The organism is Streptococcus sp. FSL W7-1342, from assembly GCF_037966635.1.
GTDB lineage: Bacteria > Bacillota > Bacilli > Lactobacillales > Streptococcaceae > Streptococcus > Streptococcus salivarius_D.
The window spans coordinates 1897446-1913801 of the sequence record NZ_CP150200.1; the positions used below are offsets into that span (position 1 = coordinate 1897446).

The following is a 16356-nucleotide window of genomic DNA, read 5'->3' on the forward strand; positions in this document are numbered from 1 at the left end:
CTCCTTTCTATTTATTTTTTTACAAGTTATTTAGTATTCAAATTGCTGTCTATAGATGAACTTATCATTCTTAAAGCTAAGTTTAGACTGAGGGTAACGCTCCATAATATCTTCAAGCTGCTCATTGATTGATAAGTGATTCTCATACACCTCGTGGGGCGCCTCGGCACTATCTTGCGAAAGGGTTGTCTCTACAGAGAGGACCTGGACCTCACCTCTTTGGTAATAAGACAGACGAACTAAACTATTTTCTTGACCATGAGCTCTCAACAAGGCATTGTCCAAGAAGGTCGTTAGAACAGCTGATAAATCCACCACATCGATATGAACTGGGGATATAGGGTCTGGAACCTCCATGATAAAATCAACGCCAACAGCATGAAACTCCATATACTTACTCTCAATGACGGAACGTAACAATTGAGAACGCAGGTTAGAAATATCTGGCATAACCTTGCTGAAGGGAACTTCCTCCTCAGATAAGTTCTGAGTGTCTCCCTCTTGACTAGTAGCCAGAACGGTCTTAGCCTTCTTAGGTACGACTACCTTAGGCACTCCATCACGGTATAGATCCTGATAGAGATGGAGGATATGTCTACTAGATTCCTGTAAGCTCTGGAAATGACGCTCCTGCTCCTCTTTCAACTCCAGAAAAAGTTCATCCTTAATCCACTGGTTAGCATAGGAAACAACAATGAAGAAGGCTCCTGTTGCTAATAGAACGATCAACTTGGCATAATTGTTAACCACTTCCACAGGCCAGATGCTAGCAAAGTAAGGCATGAAATCATTTAGAAGCCCGTATGAAAGAAAGGCAAAACTAACCCCAATAACAATAGGGGTGAAGTGAATGCGTAAGCGCTCCTTTTCCTCGACCTGCAAATATTCATAACCAATAAAACGGTGAACCAAAAGATAAAGAGGATAGGTAACTACCACACATATAAACTCCGTTAAAGATTCTGGAATACGGCTCATCAAGTCGGCTCCCAAAAGTAAAGGAAAGACGATTAATGACAAGCCTCGTATAATGATATTGGTTGTTCCCCAGGCATAAAAACTATTAAATACCGGCTCTATCCATGGCAAGTCTGGACGTTTGTAATAACTAAAACAAAATAAAATGAGAGGATTAAGTAAAAATTTGAATCCCATAGGAAGAAGAGGAGTCAAAACAACTGATAAAAGGCCACCTAATAAAAGTAGCCACCAAGAAATCTTGACCCTACCAGCTGCATGAAACATCAGATAATTGACAAAGAAAATCAAGAGCGTGTCTATAGATACTAGCCAATGAAAATCTTTAAAAACAGCAAGTAGCGATTCAATAATAGAAGTCATTCTTTTCCCCCTCTCCCTTTAATCTGATTTAAGAAACTTCCTCAAAAATCCCCTAGGAAGCCCTTTTTACAACACTACTCATTATATAGCTTTTTGTAAGTTTTCACAATAATTAATTTTCTAAAAAAACCTTTACCTCCCTAAGAATCCGCTTATTTATACAAGGAAGGTTGACTATTAAATTAAAGTTACAAATATAATATAAAAAGTTGAGATAATTTTATCTCAACTTTCAGATTTATCAGATCTAGTCAGCCTTGTAGTAGAATTGTTTGGCGTCAGATTGTGCACTTCCTGATTGGGTCACTAGGATACGGTCTTTGGTATTATCTGAAGCATCAGGATAGTCTCCTGATATATTCGGTAATGTCGTACCTTTCGGGATGAAAAAGATTATTGCCCCATACATTCCTGTTCTTAGACTCGCTCTTAGGTAGCCATTTTCAAGACTGGAATTAGCATTTTGGACCTCATAATCTGTTGGCGCAGTTACTTGATCCTTAGAAAATGTCAAACTACTACCATTCCCATTCTTCCAAGTCCCTTCGAGGCTTTGGAAGTTATTATCCTTGATAGCATTAACATCCATGCCTGTTTGTTCGGTCTTAGTTTCCGTTTTTGATTCTGTCTTAGCCTCTGATGAGCTTGATGATGACTCCGATGTTTGTGAAGAACTTGAAGATTCTGAGCTTTCAGATGTGCTAGCACTAGAGTAATGCTTGAGCAACTCTTGGTAAGCCTCTTGCATGTCATCTGGTGCTACCTTATAGGTCTGAACAGCCTTCTTATCGTAATTGCCCTTCCAGTAGTTCGTCACATAATAAACGGTACCATTAGAGCCTAGAACGATTTGGTAAGAATCCTTATCTTGGTCAACCAAATCCTTATAGAGCTTGTTGTAACCATTATAATTGCCACCGGTTTTATCATCAGCTGAAAAGTCCTTAAAGAGGGCTTTTTGTTCAGCAGCATCGTCTTCATACATAGCATGTTTCTTATCCTTCAAGGTATAAAGACGGAAGGATGATGTTGGGCTATAGTCTGCGGTCTTGCCACTATTCTCATTAATCCCTAAAGCAAAGGAATCAACCGTGTTTTTATAATCCTTGAAATCATAGTTTGAGACTTCCTTGCCATTGATGATACCACTCGGAACACCAGTAATATGTTCATAGCCATCCGCATTGATGAGATTAGCAAGGATGGTAATCGTTTGGCTGCTACCTTTTTCCTTAGGTGCCTTAAATGACAGGAAGGTTGGACTACCATCATTGACCTTGGTGATGCTGTCAAAGCTGCTTTGAACTAAAACAGCATCCTTGGCATAATCAGACTGATAGAGCCATTTCCCAAAAGCTTCCGTGATAGACTTAATGTCCTCAGTCGAATAGTCTGCAATATAAGTGGTTTCCTTATCACCATTGACATCAGTCTTAGTCTTGATATCTGCATTTGGCTTATTTGGATCGTTAGAAGACGATTCTGAGCTTGCATCACTACCAGAGGATGAACTACTTGATTCCAAAATATCCTTAATTATACTTTTAACTTGGCTACTTGAAGAACTAGACGAAGCCTCGCTAGACTCAACGACTTCAGAGCCTCCCTCAACCTGAGTATAGGTGTCTGATTCAGTCATTTCAACCTTTGCATCTCCTCCAGGTACCATACTTGGTGTGATACGGATAGTACCGTCTGAGCTACCGTTAGTTCCAGGCAACTTAAAGCTCAAAGAACGGTCTTCGCCGGCTTGGGCATTAGCCTGATAGGTATCCCCAGTCTCCGTATTTTTGACTTCGTATTTGTCTCCCTTGATCTTACGAACTTCAAAACGCACCTTGTTCCCGGTATTCTTATCGACAACGGTTGTGGCATAAACTCTTGAAGATGATGTAAATGCCGTGCTCTGAGTGTATTTTCCAAGTACCATGAAGACCAAAAAGACAATCAAGGCTAAACCGATAAACTTTTTATGTTTAAACTGTTTCATGAGGTCCTCCTAGATAAATAGATAGCCAACAACATAGCCAAAGAGAGCAATACAAATCAAGAGCAAAATTTCCAAAACTAAAAACCAGCTAAACTTGAGATCACCCAAACCAACCTTAGACAAAACTTGTCTGAATTTAGAATTTTTCTGTCTGCTCAAGCCACTAGAAAGGGCAAAACCAGCCTTAGCAGCTTCAGCAACTTCCTTATCACTTGGCTTGCGACCATGCTGCACTTGGAAGTCAATCAGCCATTCATCATATTGTTGCATTTATTTCTCCTTCTTCTGAAGTGTGACGAAAAAGAGTAGGGCATAAACTAGGCAATGAAGCACCAAGGCCCACCATTGTCCCCAGAATTCGCCTGTAGAACCTTGAAAAGCCTCCAACTGGCTCTTAGGGACAGGAACATGGTACTTAGCCAAACTAGATGGCAAGTCTGACAAGTCACTAGAAATCCCAAAAAGCTTGTGGCCATAACCAAGATAGATAAACTTTTGTACCCAATCAATGGCTTTGGGCAAAGACAGGATAGTTCCCGACAATGAAAATTGCATGATACCCACAACGACTGCTAGGATAACAGAGGTAATCTCAGATTTGCCAACCAAGGCTGAGATAAAGAGGGCAATGAAATGCGAGGCCAAGAAAACCAGAAGCACTGTAATCCCAACTTCCCAACGGTAGGAACCAAAAATATGACCAGCATCTGGAAATTCCTTGTCAAAGAACTTACTAAAGACAGAGTAAGATAGGATAAAGACAATGGTTTCCAAAACAGCAAAGAAGGCGTGAATCCCCATACTAGCCAAGGCAAAGGCTGAACGACTCAAACCTGAGAAAAAGTCACGGTTGAGGACCGAGCGTTCCTTAGAAATATAAATACTGTTTTGAACCACAATCAAGAGACTGGTTGAGAAAAGCAAGAGAAAGAGGGTCATTCGAGTTGTTTCGAAATCTTTCAAAAATCCCTTGTCTTGGATATAGAGAATTAAGCCTTCGAAAGCGACAATGCCCAGAAGAACCTTCACAAAATCCATGTAGTGGTGTTTAAATTTATACCAACTTAATCGTAATGCTGCGTTCATAAGTCTCCCTAAATCTTGTAAATACGTGTTGAAGCATTGAGCTCTTGATAGACATCTGCGATATTCATATCCATATATTTACGAATCATATACGGATCGCTAGTCTTGTATTCCAAAAGCAACTCTTCATAGGTTCCTGCGAATGTCGGATGTCCCTTAGACAAGAAGATAATCTTGTCAAAAATAGCCAAATTTTCTGTGTTGTGGGTAATAACCACAATAGACTTGTTAGCTGATTTAGCCAAGATTTTCAAGGTACGTAAGAGATTACGATCACTAAGGGCATCCAAACCTGAAGACGGTTCATCAAGAATAAAATAGGGACTAGGGCTAAGAAGCTCGATACCAATAGAGACACGACGTTTTTGCCCACCAGAAAGCTCTGAAATCTTCTTATTGGCAAATTCTGTCAACCCTAAATCGTCCATGATGCCTGCAATGCGATGCTTTTTAGTCAGCTTACCACCCCCTTTCAGATGGTGGTCCGCATAAAAATCAAAGGTCTCAGATACCTTAAGGTACTCACGTAGGAGATTTTGTTGGGGCACATAGGACCAAGAGCGTGAACCAGCAGTCACAGGTTTGCCATTTTCTAAAATACGAAATTGTTGGCAAGTCGGTTTGAGCTGACCCAAAAGAATCTCTGTCAAAGTTGTTTTCCCTGAACCAGAGGCACCCAAGATACCGACAACTTGACCAGTCTCCATAGTAACATCCAAATCTGTAAAGAGCTGGTTATCATTTCCCTTATATTTGAAACAGATATGTTCAAATGTTAATTGATTGGTTTCCATTAATATCTCCTAAGACATAAGTAACATCAAAGCCACAATTAGAATGGCTCCGATAATAAGAACGATGACATTGATATTGAAGAAGAGAATCAAGCTTAGTAGAATCACAAAAGCGAAGGCCGCAAAGAGGTAATTTTTAAGAGGCGACTCTTTAGTCTGAGTCACCGCAACAGGTTCAAAAGGGATTTCCTTTTTAGCTGATAGATTGCTAGCATCAGTGGTCGTCACCTTCTCAACTTCCAAGGCCTTTCTCTGAGCCTGTCTAAGTTTTCGGTCATATTGTAACTTCTCATGGTCTGAGAAAAAGATTGAGCGAATCGTGTAGAGCTCACTGCGCAAACGCTCACCTTCTTTATCCAAGGTACCATTTGTCCAGAGCTCCTCCAGCTCCTCACGTAAAAAGGAAAGAGCCACGAAACAATCTTGAGCCGACATCTCTGGAGAGATGCGGTTACTGACCTCTCTTAAATAGGTCACTTCCTGTCCTGTCTCTGTATCAATTGCTTTGTAGTAGTCTATCATGAGATGAATTTAGCAAAAATAGCTTGAAGTTCTGACAAATCTTCCTTAACCACTTCTTGGGTTTGGTTGACTTGTGCATTGACTGAAAAGCGTGCCACAACAGTATTACTTCGAGGATCCGATACTGTCACGGTAACAATTTGTTCTGAGTCAAAGGCATAGGTGACTTGTGCCAAGAGCTCGCCTTTCTGACGAGGTTGTGGCACTTGCCCTTCCACTTGTCCCAAAATCTTCACAGCAAATGGATTCTCGTAATTTCCTTCTGTGATACGAAGCTTGAACTTGCTCTGTCCATCCACGACCGCAAAGAGATCCTTAGTAACAGCCAAAGGCAAGACCGAGTTACGTGGAACCACGACACTATTATAGTAGTCACCCACAAAGCTGTAGTTCTTATTTGGATTTTTCTTGAAGAGCAGACCGATTCCCTGAGAGGTCACATCCTTAACAACTACTCTATCTGTCTCAGTTGTCTTACCATCCTGATGTTCAGAGAAGCTAACCTCATTATTGACGATAAGGTCAGCCAAAATAGAAGCTCCCTGTGCCACGATAGTGTCTGGATTAAGGTCAAACTTAGGTTCCAAACCACTCATCAAGCGAATCATTTGACGAATCATTGGCATACGTGTTGACCCACCCACAAGGAGAATATGATCAATCTCTTCCCATTTTAAGCCAGATGCTTGAAGAGTAGACTGCACCTTGATTTCAGTATCTTTGAGGAGGTCCAAGGTAATTTCATTGAAAATCGCTTGAGTAATCAAGACACCGTAACCTTGACCATTGACATAGTGCTCATAGAGAGCTTGGTCATTCACAGACAGACTAGTCTTAATCTGCTCAGCCTTATATTGAAGTTGAATTTTTTCCTTCTCGGAAAGGTTAGTCATATTGACCCCTTGTTTTTCCAACTCCTGCATGATGTAGCCCACAAGACGCTTATCAAAGTCAATCCCACCAAGACGTGAATTCCCATCAGTTGCCAAAATATCATAGGCATGATCAGCCACGCGCATGATGGTAACGTCAAAAGTTCCTCCACCTAGGTCGAAGACCAAGACATTTCCTTGAGCATTTTTAGTGTGGGCATAGGCAATAGCCGCAGCTGTAGGCTCATTGATAATACGCAAGACATTAAATCCTGCGATACGACCAGCATTCTTAGTTGCTGCACGTTGATCTGACGTAAAGTAGGCAGGCACTGTGATAACAGCATCCTTGATACCATCTGCTTGCCCCATCTCCTGACCAACTACATAAGCGCGTTTACGAAATTCGTTCAAAACCAAGGCAGAAAGAATAATAGAATTGACACGTGTGTGGTCTGGTGTATCACTGGCAATTGGACGCCCAATATCACGTTTAAAGTCAAATTTAAAATTTTCTGTACTTCCGATTTCTGTCCCACGCTCAATGGCTTCCTTACCAAAAGACACATGGTTTTGTCCACCAATATTTGAGAAATAAACCGCTGAACGTAAGACCTGATCGTCATTCGTCCCCATCGGAATAATCTCTGGCATATCTTCACGAACAACAGCCATAACGGAATTCGTTGTTCCTAAATCAATACCAATCGCTTTTTTTCTCATAACAATTTCCCTTCCAGCCTCATTTTGAGTTTACTTGACTATCGCTCCAAGCAGGCATCTGCTTAGATTGTCTCCATTCATCGCTGTCACATAAAACTCCAAAAGAGTAAAGTTATTCCAGTCTAGTTTTTTCACTATACTATAGTATCACAAATAAAGAGACTATAAAACAGGAAAAAAGGGGGTAGGACCGAACAACTTTTTACAAATTGTTCCTTGTCCCACTCCCTTGAGTGTCAATCAATCTGATAGATTGGATGAACTTATAAATACAGAGGATATGATCTTCCTCATTGTCATGTTTAGAGCAACTTCTCTCCTAACTTAATCAATCGAACTCTCACCAACATAAATGATTTCTAAATTCCCCAAGGAAACATCCCCTTTGATGTAGAAGTCCTTGCTAGTCAAGTTGCTAGGATTTTCCTCATGCTGTACAGCTGAGAGAGAATTATCCACATTCACATGTACTCGCCAATCACTAGGCACATAGAGACTAAGACTTCCAAGAGAAACGTCCACATCAAACTGGGCAGATGGCCCCTCAATACGGCAATTATCAAAATAGACGGAAGCCTGTCCTAAACTAACATCTGCACTCCCATGCGTAAATTGCTGGTCATTAAGATACTTGGTCACTGATGAAAAAGTGACATCAATATCATTTCCTCCATTATTAGCGTCTGAACCAGTTACACCCAATCCAAAACGATTCTTTGTTTTACCAGAAGAATTGAAGAGAATGTTCAAGCCAATAACTGCAAGAACAGAAGAAAAAATAACGACCGAATTAGATACTGGAAGAAAATGGAACTGTCCATTGAGTGAAAAAAGAGCCACAATACCATAGGCGAAACCAAGACCAAAATGTCGCTTCAAAAGACTAGAAAGAGATAAAATAGCTAATAAGACCACCCAGGCCAACATCCAAATACTAATTTCCCATTTTATAAAGTAGTCTTGTACAATTACCAAAGCTGCCAAAAGGATCAAGAGGATCCCAATTAATTTCTTTCTCATTATCTTACCTCATTTCGTTTAGTCGTTCTTTTAAAACTTGATAGTAGCGTCTTGATACATGGACCTGCTTGTGGGTCTGATAGAAATTCACCGTGCTGGTCCCTGAAAAAGACTTCTCCAAAGAATAAATCTGCTTAGCATTAACAATCGTCGATTTGGAAATCCGACAAAAGGCAATCGGAAGCAACTCTTCCAATTCGTAGAGTTTTTGCTTCACCTCATAAGCCTCATCCTTAGTATGACCATAAATTTTCTCCCCGTCTGTTTCAAAAAAGAGAATATCTGCCAAATCTAGAAAATATTCACTGCGATCCTTGTAAAAGGCTAAGGGAACTAACTTTTGCTTTAGAATAGACTCTTGGAGCTGGGCTAATTCCTGTGTTAACCGAGGAGCTCGAATCAAGATTTCAGGCTCATCCATGGATGGGTCTAATTCGATTCTAACTTTCATAAGACTCCTTTCCTGTCCTTTTGATGGTTCCATTATAACAACTGATTTACACAAAACAAGGTCTTTTAGGTAAGTGGCACGGTTTAGCCCCTAAGAGGTAAAAACAGACAAACAAAAGAACCTGGCAATTACCAGGCTCTCATTTTTAGTGTGGAGGTCTAGCCTCCTATTTGTAATCTGTTCAATGCTAACTAACTGAGAAAGTAACTGTTATTTCACAGTATCTTCACGACTCACTTTTTGTGATTCACCAGCCTTACCATTGATACGGTAGTCGCTGTAGTTAGAACCACTACTGCTAGAGTCACTATCGTCACCAACATATTCCACATTACATGACCAAGAGATTTTATCCTTGATATCTCCTGATGACTTGAATTTCGAATCATAACCATAATAGAAATCATAAACTGCTGTGAAGGTCACCTTGAAGGTCTTCTCACCAGTCTGAACGACTTCTGTGACGTCAACGTCTGAGAAAGAAATACTATCAGTAGCACGGTTTTTAGCACCCGTAGTGTTTCTATCAATATCAGCCGTTACATCCTTGTACATGGTATCATCAGTACCATTAAGAAAAATGTCGGATACACCATCTGGTGTCGTGTTGTGATTAGAAGCGTAGCTGCCAAATTTACCGTAGGCAGCAGTCAAGAGACGATCTGCCGTATCACGATCAAGAACACCATCAGCATCTAGAGTAACCGTTTGACCTTCAGAGATTTTCTTAATAGACAATGTCTCTGTCTTGATAGAGCTACCATCTTCGAAATTCTTCTTGACATAAACGGCTGATGATCCAGCTACTGCTACCTTGTTAACATCTAGTTTCCCTGAGTTAAGGGTTCCAACCTTGGTACCACCAACGTAGAGGTCTCCATCCTTAAGATTAGACTTAACAGTAAAGCTGAGATACTCTACAGAAAGATTGACTTCTGTTTTAGAGGTCACATTTTCCTCAGATGAGACAGTGATATCTTGATCATTAACCTTACCAGAAGCCACAAAATTGTAGGTCCCTGGATAGAGATGATTCAATTTAGCCGTGTAGTTATTACCATCTGTAGTAGCGTAAGAAACCCCGTTAATAGTCACATTCAAATCAGCTGTATTAACGGTCAAATCAACCGTTCCAGGATCTACCACGACTCTCCACTTAGGAAAAATAAGGAACTGACGTCCAACCTTTTGCATACGTTCGCCAGACATGAGTTGGCTCTTGCTATAGGCTTGTGTACTTTTAGTGTCTGTGTACTTGACTTCGGATGTTTTAATTTCCTTTTTAGTATCAGACCATACTTGGTATTCCAAGCTATCTTTAAAGCTCTTCTTAGCTGCTGCTTCATAACGCTCTGCTACTTGGCCACGTGAGTAGTAGTAAGAACCAAAGCCGTAACCAGCAAGTGCCAAGACTGCTGCAACAACACCAGCAATAATCAGGATTTTCTTCCCTTTAGCCATAGCTGGCTTGGCTGGTTTCGCAGCCTTACCATCTGAGATAAACTGATGGATAGTTGATACATCATAACCTGAAGACTTACCAAGTAGGAATTCCTCAGGAAGAGGCTGACGTCCAACATAGGTTTTAAAAGCCTTCATCCAGATAGCTTGTGCTTCTTTAGAAGCAGCCTCTGAATTTTCTTCAGCTTGACCTTGATTAGCTTGAGATACTGGTGCAAGCTCCTCAGTTTCTAAAGGAGTCGTTTCCTCTTCGTCACTCAGCGGTACATCTTCAAACACTTCCTCGGCAACGTCATACTCATCAACTTCTTCTGTTGATTCAGAAGGAGTGGCTTCTTTGTCCAAGCCCATTGCCGCAATGCCTTTAATAGCCTTTAAGTCAAAGTCTGCTTTCTGGCCTTCTTCAATCTCCAAAGCATGGGGCGGACGACCAACTGCCTTTTCAAATAAATCAATCCACTTTTCTTTTGTTGCCATAAAGACTCCTATAAACTTACTTTTTCAAAAAATGCTAGAGGTTTACTTAGATTAGAATAGAAGACCTACTGTAAATGACGACATGATAGCAAATACGATTGCAAACAAGATTGACAAAATCACACCATTCAAAAGTGCTGCCAAAATCATTTGATAGAATTTATCAGCCTTCCACGCTGTTGTTACAGGAACAATTGTAAAGAGATTAGCAATTGCAAATAAGAAGTAAACAACATAGAACAAGAATCCTGGGAAGGCAACAAGTCCAATAGCTCCCAACAAGATTGTTACAAGCAAGATTGGCAAGGCCAATGATGTCAAGCGACCAAAACGGTCAAAGCTATTCAAGAAAGTAGTCTCAGGATCACGGAAGATGGCCTTACGTGTTACAAATCCTGCCAAGATAAAGGCAAAGATAAAGAGGAAGGCAGCTAGGATACTTGCAAAGAAAGCTCCAAAACCAATGCTAGATGTATGACTTGAAAATGAAGATGAGTAACTATCTGTTCCGTAAGAACCAAACATACTAGACAATGCGTTTGTTGTTGATACAACTGGGCTAACAAATTTACGTGCCACAGCGCTCAAGATTGCAAAGAAGGCAAGTCCAGTGAAGAGTGACAAGAAGATATAGTTAAGCCAACCATTGTGTTTCCCATAATCTGTCATGTCAGCTGGACGACGCCATGCATTAAGCAACCATGTCCAGTAGTTTTTGAAAGTTGTCGCAAATGCTGATGGTTGTGCTGGAACAACTACGGCTTGGCCATTGATAAATTGAACGTTTTGACCTGGTTGAAGAGGTTGAGCGTTAGCAAAAGCTGCTTGTTGACCAGCTTGAGCATTGGCAAAACCAGCTTGTGGTTGCGCCGCTTGATTTGGTACTCCTTGTACTGGAGCAGTTTGAGCGCCCGCAAAGGTTGATTGAGGTTGTGCTGCCTGAGCATTTGCAAAAGGAGCTTGCGATTGCGCGTCTTGTGCACTCGCAAAAGTCGGCTGTGGTTGCGCTTCTTGGGCACCAGCGAAAGTTGGCTGTGGTTGCGCTTCTTGGGCACTCGCGAAAGTCGGTTGTGGTTGCGCTTCTTGGGCACTCGCGAAAGTCGGTTGTGGTTGCGCTGGTGCTTCTTGTGTTGGAGCAGTTTCTACTGCTGGTGCATCATCTTGGAACTCACCAGCTGCAAGTGCTGCTGCAATTTCTTCTTCAGTCGCTGAACGACCATTGATGGCTTCAAAAAAATCTAACCAATCTGCTTTAGTCATAACAATCTCCTTAAAAATACATAGAATGACTTCATTTTATCACAAATAAAGCCATTAATAAATGTCATTTTTATTAGAAAAAGGTTCGGAGCAAGCTGTCCAAACCTTTATATCTTCTTATCTGTTTCTTTGTAGAGATTTTTGAATCTGACGATCCAGCTCTCGTTTAATGTGTGGTTCTGGTGCAAATCGCTCTTCCCAGTCACTTGGTTTAAGAATTTTGTGGGTCACGGGATCAAAGTGAGCCTTGCCATCGGGGAAAATTTTCCCCATATTAGCCTCATGAACCGTATCAAAGAAAGGTTTAGGATCCACCCCCATAAGAACAAATGAACCATAGGTCAAGTAAAGCAAGTCAGTCAAAGCATCCACCTGACCAACCATCGTTGACTCTGAGTGCTCTTTAGAACTAACTTTGAGGGCCGCCTTATCAAGAGCAGCATGCAAATCCAGAACAGCCTGACCAAAGACACGCTTGTCCCCACCTGATGAAGCATAAAGAAATTCGACGATTTCTTCCAACTTGAAGTCCGCACGGTGACTAGCTTCCTCAATACCGTAAACACGAGGCATGTCGTTAGTTGAGCCATCCATCAAATGGTGGAAATCCTTAACCTTGTTGAAGTTGTCATCATCACTGGTAAATGAATTTTCTGTCTCAAAATGAATCAAACCGTAGTGTGACAAGGCTTTGGCAATCCCATTCTGGTTATTAGTATCAGTGACATGGGTAGCCTGGTCTTTCAGTTCGTCTTCACCATTACCCATGGCAACACCAATGCCGACACCAGACAGCATTTCTAGGTCATTTTCCGAATCTCCGAAGGCCATAACCTCACTGAGTTCGAAACCAAAAACCTCACCTAGATGAGCGATACCTTTCAACTTAGATTGGTCCGCTGAAATAATATCGGCTGAATAAGGGCTTGAACGGGTAATCTTCACATGAGGAAACTTTTCTTCAATATCTTCTGTTTCCCCCACCGTCGCTACCATAACCACCTGATAAATAGGCTCACGCATGATAGTCTTAAGAGTCTCAATACTTTGTGGCTTGAAACGACGAATCAAAGACTTGAAACTACGTTCCACCAGCTTAGCCCAGGACTTAGGGACAATACGGCTGACGATTTGTCCAAACTTACTCGTTCCCATACTAATAATATTGGAACCAACAAGACCTGTGCTAGTCCCTAGAGAAATCTCTCTACGGTGCTTGGTGGCATAGCGAATCAAGTTGTAGACTGTTGATTTAGGGAGCTGATTTTGATACAGGACCTTGTCATGAGTCAAAATATATTGACCATTATAAGTGACTGCAAAATCCAGACCCAGATTGTCCATGAAAGGCTGAACAAATCCTGGACCACGACCTGTTGCCAAACCAACCAAGATACCATCTTCCTTCATTTGACTGATAGCTTTTTGGGTTGAACTTGACACACGTTTTCGGTCATTTAGAAAAGTCCCATCAATATCAAAAAAGACTGCTTTAATGGCCACAGAACTCCCCTCCTTCTAACATATTATGCTAAAATAAATTATAACATATAATATAATGGTGAGTAATATAAATGAAAAAAAAAATCCTAGTCCTTCACACTGGAGGAACAATTTCCATGTCAGCGGATAATGATGGCAAGGTCAGTCAAAACGCTGATAATCCCATGAACCATGTGGGGCTTGATTTAGACAATTTAGAACTAACCGTTCTCGATTTTCTTAATATCCCTAGCCCCCATATCACACCCTACCACATGCTGGATATTTACAAAAAAATCAAGGAAACAGCTGGGCAATATGATGGTGTGGTCATCACCCACGGAACAGATACTCTGGAAGAGACAGCCTACTTCCTAGACACCATGGCCGTCCCTGAGATTCCAATCGTCCTAACCGGTGCCATGCGTTCGTCAAACGAACTAGGAAGCGACGGAGTCTATAACTATCTCTCAGCCCTACGTGTTGCTAGCGACGACAAGGCCGCTGACAAAGGAATCCTGGTCGTGATGAATGATGAAATCCATGCAGCCAAGTATGTGACTAAGACCCATACCACAAACGTGGCAACCTTCCACACACCAACTCATGGTCCACTAGGAATCATCATGAAGCATGACATCCTCTGGTTCAAAACTGCTGAGCCTCGGGTTCGCTTTAATTTGGAACAAATCACAGGAACAGTCCCAATCATCAAGGCCTATGCTGGGATGGGTATCGGAGATGGAATCATCAGTCTCCTAGACCCTGAGAAGATTGACGGTGTAGTTATCGAGGCACTAGGTGCTGGAAACCTCCCACCATTAGCCGCAAGAGAAATCACAAAACTGATGGAAAAAGGTGTTCCTGTTGTGCTCGTTTCCCGCTGCTTCAACGGTATCGCCGAACCTGTCTACGCCTATGAAGGAGGCGGGGTCAAACTCCAAGAAGCTGGCGTTATGTTTGTTAAAGAACTCAACGCACCAAAGGCTCGCCTCAAACTCCTCATCGCACTTAGTGCAGGACTCAAAGGCCAAGAATTGAAAAACTATATCGAGGGATAAGACATGAAACTTAGTATTGAAGCAACCGATAAATTGAAAAATAAAGATTTCCACTATGAGCTGACAGTCTCAAAAACATATATCGCCATAGTCTGTGGTACCGTGCTAGCCAGTGTAGCCCTGGTCGCATGGTTGAAGAAAAAATAAAAAAGCTTGAAGCATGGTCACTAGAGAAGTGACTGAACTGCTTCAGGCTTTTTAGTTTTCTTCGTCAGGTCTATATTCAAGAATATCTCCTGGTTGGCAATCTAACTCCTTACAAATAGCATCCAGAGTTGTAAAACGGATTGCCTTGGCCTTGCCTGTCTTAAGAACCGAGAGATTGGCTGGGGTAATACCAATACGTTCTGCCAGCTCACCCGAGCGCATCTTCTTCTTGGCAAGTTCAACGTCCAAATTGACAATAATCATAAGCCCCTCCTAAATCGTGTACTCATTTTCCTCAGCAATGGCATTAGCCTTAGTCAAAATCATAGCAACAGCATAGAGAACAAAGCTAACTAGCAAATAACTGATATTAAAGAAACTATAACTATGGTTGCCTGTCCCAAATGTAAAGATACCATTATGGATAAAGGCCCCAAGAACTAGCAAATGTGCTGACCAACGAACCAACTTAGCATTTTTAGCGATAAAAATATCAGAACGATAAAGATTAATCAGAAAGGCACGTAGACACAACAAGAAGCCTATGTTGACTGACATACGAAGGAAATCAATGGTTGCTGTAAAAAGCGTCAGACTAGTGCTAGTACTTTTCACGGTAACTCCCGAACCAAGAAGCATACGCAAACCTTGGTGTAAGAGTCCTTCATGACCAGTCAGGATAAAGGCATCAGTAAGAATGGTGATTACAAGACTTAAAAAGCCCACAAAAAGGAGAACATTGACGAATAGGAGAACACTACGCAGACGTTTTTGTTCTTGCGTTTCCTGGCGACTTTTGGCACTTTTGGCAGATCTCCAACCATAATAACTAGAACCAGCTAAGGCTAGGACGATTAAAACATAGAATAAGATAGTTTTCATGTGTTACCTCAATTGTAAATACATTTTGATTTTTTTGGAGAATAGACTAGAAAAAGCCAAGGTGCCTCTAGGAGCCCTTGACCTCGTTCTAAATCATTAGCTAACTATTAACAGTATCAATTATATCGAATATCAATATAAAATACTAGTTTTTAGATAAGATTTTACTACTTTTCAAATAAGAATTATTCAATTATTTGACCGCTGTTTGTCCCTTACGAAGACGAATCGCATCACAAGCTAGAGAGACCAAGAAGAGCCAGACTGATGTACTAAAATCCATTACAAGGTGATTAGTCATTCCCAACTGCAGGAAGATATTCAAGGCTGATGGCACAAAGGTTAAGAGGGCAACCTTTTTCAAGAAAAGAGAGAAATCTTCTGTCCAAAGTGCCTTCCAAGTAAAGGATTTAAGTTCTTTACGAAGGAACCAAATCAAGGCAAGATAGAAGGCAAATTGTAGCTCTGCGACCAGCCAGTAACCCCAACCAGAAAGGTAATGAACCTCTGCACCTGGGAAAAGGCTAGCCACATCCACAAAAGGAAGGATAGGTAAAGCAAGCATTGCAAGACCGTAGATTGCCATAAGAAGAATAAGAAGAGCGTTGATGATTAATTTAAGTGTTTTCATGATAAGTATTTCCTTTGTTAAATAGTTTTTAGTATATAATTTCTCTGATACTGTCAATAAAGTTCATTCTATCACGATCTGCTAAACTGCCCATAATTAAAGGCAAAGCAAGTGTAGATAAGGCACCGATAATACTTAGAATTAATCCTACTATAA

The 16356-nt window shown here is 41.1% G+C and carries 17 protein-coding genes; 2 read left to right on the plus strand and 15 right to left on the minus strand.

The window, feature by feature from the left end; all coding sequences use genetic code 11:
- Positions 1-30: 30 nt before the first annotated feature.
- The 12 genes from NSQ79_RS08775 to NSQ79_RS08830 all read right to left on the minus strand — a co-directional run bounded on the left by NSQ79_RS08775 (position 31) and on the right by NSQ79_RS08830 (position 13500).
- The gene (locus NSQ79_RS08775; RefSeq protein WP_138261780.1) at positions 31-1341 is read right to left on the minus strand and encodes a hypothetical protein; all 1311 of its coding nucleotides are present in this window, start codon (positions 1339-1341) and stop codon (positions 31-33) included.
- Positions 1342-1588: 247 nt separating this feature from the next.
- Positions 1589-3331, minus strand: coding sequence for a DUF6287 domain-containing protein (locus tag NSQ79_RS08780; RefSeq protein ID WP_138261781.1), 1743 nt, complete (start codon positions 3329-3331; stop codon positions 1589-1591).
- Positions 3332-3340: 9 nt separating this feature from the next.
- On the minus strand, positions 3341-3601 hold the full coding sequence (locus NSQ79_RS08785) for a hypothetical protein (RefSeq protein WP_014635017.1): 261 nt from the start codon (positions 3599-3601) through the stop codon (positions 3341-3343).
- A complete protein-coding gene (locus NSQ79_RS08790) occupies positions 3602-4417 on the minus strand; it encodes an ABC transporter permease (RefSeq protein WP_037604722.1) in 816 nt (271 codons plus the stop codon). It lies immediately after the preceding gene.
- An 8-nt stretch (positions 4418-4425) separates the two neighbouring features.
- Positions 4426-5211 carry an ABC transporter ATP-binding protein gene (locus NSQ79_RS08795; protein ID WP_164332230.1) on the minus strand — a complete coding sequence of 262 codons (786 nt, stop codon included), beginning with the start codon at positions 5209-5211 and terminating at the stop codon, positions 4426-4428.
- Between the two features lie 9 nt (positions 5212-5220).
- Positions 5221-5733: a hypothetical protein gene (locus tag NSQ79_RS08800; RefSeq protein WP_004183424.1), complete on the minus strand. Its 513-nt coding sequence runs from the start codon at positions 5731-5733 to the stop codon at positions 5221-5223.
- A complete protein-coding gene (locus tag NSQ79_RS08805) occupies positions 5730-7328 on the minus strand; it encodes an Hsp70 family protein (RefSeq protein ID WP_004183425.1) in 1599 nt (532 codons plus the stop codon). Before NSQ79_RS08805 ends, NSQ79_RS08800 begins: the two co-directional genes overlap by 4 nt.
- 324 nt (positions 7329-7652) lie before the next feature.
- Complete coding sequence (locus NSQ79_RS08810) at positions 7653-8348, minus strand: hypothetical protein (protein WP_045769177.1); 696 nt, start codon at positions 8346-8348, stop codon at positions 7653-7655.
- A gap of 4 nt (positions 8349-8352) precedes the next feature.
- Complete coding sequence (locus NSQ79_RS08815) at positions 8353-8799, minus strand: LytTR family DNA-binding domain-containing protein (protein WP_004183428.1); 447 nt, start codon at positions 8797-8799, stop codon at positions 8353-8355.
- A gap of 210 nt (positions 8800-9009) precedes the next feature.
- Positions 9010-10737 carry a hypothetical protein gene (locus NSQ79_RS08820; protein ID WP_164332231.1) on the minus strand — a complete coding sequence of 576 codons (1728 nt, stop codon included), beginning with the start codon at positions 10735-10737 and terminating at the stop codon, positions 9010-9012.
- Positions 10738-10788: 51 nt separating this feature from the next.
- Positions 10789-11997 carry a DUF6574 domain-containing protein gene (locus NSQ79_RS08825; protein ID WP_004183432.1) on the minus strand — a complete coding sequence of 403 codons (1209 nt, stop codon included), beginning with the start codon at positions 11995-11997 and terminating at the stop codon, positions 10789-10791.
- Between the two features lie 117 nt (positions 11998-12114).
- Complete coding sequence (locus NSQ79_RS08830; RefSeq protein WP_004183434.1) at positions 12115-13500, minus strand: Cof-type HAD-IIB family hydrolase; 1386 nt, start codon at positions 13498-13500, stop codon at positions 12115-12117.
- Positions 13501-13571: 71 nt separating this feature from the next.
- On the opposite strand from NSQ79_RS08830, the gene NSQ79_RS08835 reads away from it, so the two are divergent.
- Both NSQ79_RS08835 and NSQ79_RS08840 read left to right on the plus strand, forming a co-directional pair.
- Positions 13572-14540, plus strand: coding sequence for an asparaginase (locus NSQ79_RS08835; protein ID WP_004183436.1), 969 nt, complete (start codon positions 13572-13574; stop codon positions 14538-14540).
- Between the two features lie 3 nt (positions 14541-14543).
- Complete coding sequence (locus NSQ79_RS08840; RefSeq protein WP_004183437.1) at positions 14544-14687, plus strand: hypothetical protein; 144 nt, start codon at positions 14544-14546, stop codon at positions 14685-14687.
- Positions 14688-14738: 51 nt separating this feature from the next.
- Here NSQ79_RS08840 and NSQ79_RS08845 read toward each other — a convergent pair whose 3' ends face one another.
- The 3 genes from NSQ79_RS08845 to NSQ79_RS08855 all read right to left on the minus strand — a co-directional run bounded on the left by NSQ79_RS08845 (position 14739) and on the right by NSQ79_RS08855 (position 16200).
- Positions 14739-14951: a helix-turn-helix transcriptional regulator gene (locus NSQ79_RS08845; RefSeq protein WP_002884695.1), complete on the minus strand. Its 213-nt coding sequence runs from the start codon at positions 14949-14951 to the stop codon at positions 14739-14741.
- A gap of 9 nt (positions 14952-14960) precedes the next feature.
- Positions 14961-15569, minus strand: a complete 609-nt coding sequence (locus NSQ79_RS08850; RefSeq protein ID WP_004183440.1) for a DUF2975 domain-containing protein — start codon at positions 15567-15569, stop codon at positions 14961-14963.
- A gap of 193 nt (positions 15570-15762) precedes the next feature.
- Positions 15763-16200: a hypothetical protein gene (locus tag NSQ79_RS08855; protein WP_004183441.1), complete on the minus strand. Its 438-nt coding sequence runs from the start codon at positions 16198-16200 to the stop codon at positions 15763-15765.
- Positions 16201-16356: the final 156 nt, after the last annotated feature.

Excerpts from the sequence above, each read along its gene's own strand:
- NSQ79_RS08785 (WP_014635017.1), bottom strand. The coding sequence starts at position 3,601 with ATGCAACAATATGATGAATGGCTGATTGACTTCCAAGTGCAGCATGGT.
- NSQ79_RS08835 (WP_004183436.1), top strand. The coding sequence starts at position 13,572 with ATGAAAAAAAAAATCCTAGTCCTTCACACTGGAGGAACAATTTCCATG.
- NSQ79_RS08855 (WP_004183441.1), bottom strand. The coding sequence starts at position 16,200 with ATGAAAACACTTAAATTAATCATCAACGCTCTTCTTATTCTTCTTATG.
- NSQ79_RS08775 (WP_138261780.1), bottom strand. The coding sequence starts at position 1,341 with ATGACTTCTATTATTGAATCGCTACTTGCTGTTTTTAAAGATTTTCAT.
- NSQ79_RS08850 (WP_004183440.1), bottom strand. The coding sequence starts at position 15,569 with ATGAAAACTATCTTATTCTATGTTTTAATCGTCCTAGCCTTAGCTGGT.
- NSQ79_RS08845 (WP_002884695.1), bottom strand. The coding sequence starts at position 14,951 with ATGATTATTGTCAATTTGGACGTTGAACTTGCCAAGAAGAAGATGCGC.
- NSQ79_RS08780 (WP_138261781.1), bottom strand. The coding sequence starts at position 3,331 with ATGAAACAGTTTAAACATAAAAAGTTTATCGGTTTAGCCTTGATTGTC.
- NSQ79_RS08840 (WP_004183437.1), top strand. The coding sequence starts at position 14,544 with ATGAAACTTAGTATTGAAGCAACCGATAAATTGAAAAATAAAGATTTC.
- NSQ79_RS08810 (WP_045769177.1), bottom strand. The coding sequence starts at position 8,348 with ATGAGAAAGAAATTAATTGGGATCCTCTTGATCCTTTTGGCAGCTTTG.
- NSQ79_RS08815 (WP_004183428.1), bottom strand. The coding sequence starts at position 8,799 with ATGAAAGTTAGAATCGAATTAGACCCATCCATGGATGAGCCTGAAATC.
- NSQ79_RS08825 (WP_004183432.1), bottom strand. The coding sequence starts at position 11,997 with ATGACTAAAGCAGATTGGTTAGATTTTTTTGAAGCCATCAATGGTCGT.
- NSQ79_RS08800 (WP_004183424.1), bottom strand. The coding sequence starts at position 5,733 with ATGATAGACTACTACAAAGCAATTGATACAGAGACAGGACAGGAAGTG.
- NSQ79_RS08790 (WP_037604722.1), bottom strand. The coding sequence starts at position 4,417 with ATGAACGCAGCATTACGATTAAGTTGGTATAAATTTAAACACCACTAC.
- NSQ79_RS08795 (WP_164332230.1), bottom strand. The coding sequence starts at position 5,211 with ATGGAAACCAATCAATTAACATTTGAACATATCTGTTTCAAATATAAG.
- NSQ79_RS08820 (WP_164332231.1), bottom strand. The coding sequence starts at position 10,737 with ATGGCAACAAAAGAAAAGTGGATTGATTTATTTGAAAAGGCAGTTGGT.
- NSQ79_RS08805 (WP_004183425.1), bottom strand. The coding sequence starts at position 7,328 with ATGAGAAAAAAAGCGATTGGTATTGATTTAGGAACAACGAATTCCGTT.